1 protein-coding gene is annotated in these 2,573 nt (G+C 67.7%); it reads right to left on the reverse strand.

The genetic code is table 11. The features are described from left to right. Positions 1-100: 100 nt before the first annotated feature. On the reverse strand, positions 101-2,437 hold the full coding sequence (locus VGC13_RS23405) for a vanadium-dependent haloperoxidase (protein WP_331127724.1): 2,337 nt from the start codon (positions 2,435-2,437) through the stop codon (positions 101-103). Positions 2,438-2,573 lie beyond the last annotated feature (136 nt).

Consider the following 2,573-nt stretch of genomic DNA (forward strand, 5'->3'; position numbering starts at 1 on the left):
CGCTGTGCCGGCGGGGGCCTCTCGGGTCCCGGATCAATTCGATTGCGTTCATCCTGCCGTGGCGGCGCAGGGGTGCGCCGCCGCGTCCGTCATCCTCCGATCAGACGATCACCGGCACCACCTTGCCGTCGAAGATGCGGACCTTCTGCCCGTCGAACTTTGTCAGCTGGAAGAACCCGTCGTCCTCGTTGAAGCCCAGCGACATCTCCTGCAGCAGCCCGATGGCGATGGCCTCGCCGAAGGGCAGGGACTCGGTGTAGTCGCTGCGCCAGTGCACGCCCGCCGCGTTGCGGAAAAGGGCGATGTTGCCCGCCAGCTTGTTCAGCTCCCCGCCGACGGTCATCTGCCCTGCGTCGCCGCCCGTGTAGGCGACCAGGGAAAGCCCGTCCGAACTGGCCTGCACCGGGTTCTCGATGGGCGTGTCCTCGTTGAAGAACGCCTTGAGGATGGTGACCAGCGCGCCGGAGCCCGTGGCGTGCCCCGCGCCGTACGCCGGGTGCGTGGGCGCGCCCTCGGGGTACGCCTGCGGGAGAAGATAGCTGGGGAACTTGTCATCCGTCTGCCCGCCGTAGTACTGGGACAGCCGCGCCGGGATCTCCGCCGTCGGTGCCAGCGTGAGCGAGTTCGTGATGTTGGCGTGCAGCGGGTACGTCCGCGCGCCGGTGACATGGTTGTGCACGCGACCGCCGTACTCCTCGGGCCGGAGCCTGCGGTGCACCCCCCACTTCTGCCACCACACGGCCCGCAGCGCCCGCCCCAGCACCTCGGCAAGCACCTGGAGGAGATGCGTGGGGCCGAAGGTGGCGAAGCCCACCTGAGTGCGGCTGTCCATCGTGGTACCGGGCGGGTCGTACGGGTTGCCCTGGTCCTTGGGGAACTCCAGGTCGATCTGCGGACGCCCGGCCCCCGATGTCGTGAGCTGGTTCCCGGTGGGCTCGCTCATCAGGATCCACGCGGCGTTGTAGTACGCGTCCAGCACCTGGTCAAAGTGCACGAAGGTAGCGCCGTCGCGCAGGCTCCGGATGAAGCGCCGCGCCACGAGGTCGAAGTCGTCCTGTCCGCGGAAGTCCACTCCGTTCTGCGCGTCGAGCCACGTGGAGAAGGTGGTCAGGTAGTCGATCCCCACCTCCGCGGTCTGCTGCCGCTGGTCGATCACCCGTGAGCCGTAGGAGATGAATCCCTCGTTGGCGTTGCGCCCCGCGCCGCTCATCTTGCGCGGATCGTTGTTGCCCTTGAGCAGGAACTGGCTGACGTACGGCCCCACCTGCTCGCCCGGATAGATGCCGCGGAAAAGGTTCTGCGCCGTGACCGTGACGGTGCCACCGAACTGCGGGAATTCGGTGTTCAGCGAGTCGATGGCCCGCTTGACGATGGTGTTGGCCGTGCCCGCGTCGGTCGCGTAGTTGACGAATGGGACGTCGCGCGCGACCGCCATCCAGTACAGTTCGCCGGCTTCGTGCGCCGCCGCCTCGCTGTCGAAGCGCGGCGCGGGCGGCAGGGTGAATGCCTGCGCGTCCGGCCCCGCGATGTCGAACGTGAGCCCCGCCTGCGGGTTGGTAAGCTTGAGCGCCGTGGACGAGGCAAGCTGGATCTCCTCGAAGTCCGCCGGGTCCTCGCTCTGGAGCGCGCGCAGCAGGGTGCCGTAGGAGATGGGCTCCGGGTCGCCCAGTGAGTCGTGCTTGAGGCTCTTGCTGTAGCTGCCGATGAACGGCCGCCCGGCGTAGTTCACCTCGTCGTTGTTGTTGGCGTGCTCATCGTGTCGGTGCGCCTCCGCCAGTTCCGCCGCCTCCACCCGTACGTCGCGCGCCGAGCGCCGGCGCTCCTCCACGCGCCGTGCGAGCGCCGTCTCCCGCACGTTCAGGTTGTCGAAGATCACCAGGCCGGGAGAGGCGACCTGCGCGCCGCTCCACACGCCGAACTTGATGTAGAGTTGCGTGATGTCGAAGCCGGTAGGCTTTGTGCCAAGCGGGGTCCAGGAATCCCCGTCGGGCGAGGTCTCCCAGTACATCACCGCACCCGCTTCCCGAATGCGCAGCCAGCGGTGGAGGGTCGGGTCGTAGGGGATCGAGCCGACGGTCCCGCCCAGGTAGTAGGCCGAAACCGAGCCATTCCGTACGCCCATGCTGACCGAGTTTCCGGGCCCCAGTCCTCCCGCGCCCGTGACTTCCATGGCCAGGAAGGCATTCAGGTGCGGCGCCTTGCGCGGACCCCGGACCAGCTCGACTCGCACCTCGGAGCCGGTCAGGTCGTACGGGATGGCAGAGGTGTAGTACGCGGCGGATGGGTTCGATCCCATTTGGATTTCCACCCGCCCGTTCACCTCACGAAGCTGATCGGTCACGGTGGCGAGCCACCGGCCCGTGGGGTTGTTGGTCGCGTGATACTGGTCGATGATGTTGTCGTTGAAGTTGTCGACGAGCGTGTGTGCCTTCGCCATCATGCTGCTCCTGCCAGGGTATCCACCGTCCCCCCGCCGATGCGCGGGAGGCGCCGCCGGCTGCTCTGCCGGATGTGGCCTGACATCAGCCCGTTCTCTCGCCGTCCCTCGCCAGATCCCGTGGAACACAAAGGCC

This window comes from Longimicrobium sp., from assembly GCF_036399255.1.
GTDB lineage: Bacteria > Gemmatimonadota > Gemmatimonadetes > Longimicrobiales > Longimicrobiaceae > Longimicrobium.

Coding starts and splice junctions, on each gene's coding strand:
- VGC13_RS23405 (WP_331127724.1), bottom strand. CDS start 2,437: ATGGCGAAGGCACACACGCTCGTCGACAACTTCAACGACAACATCATC.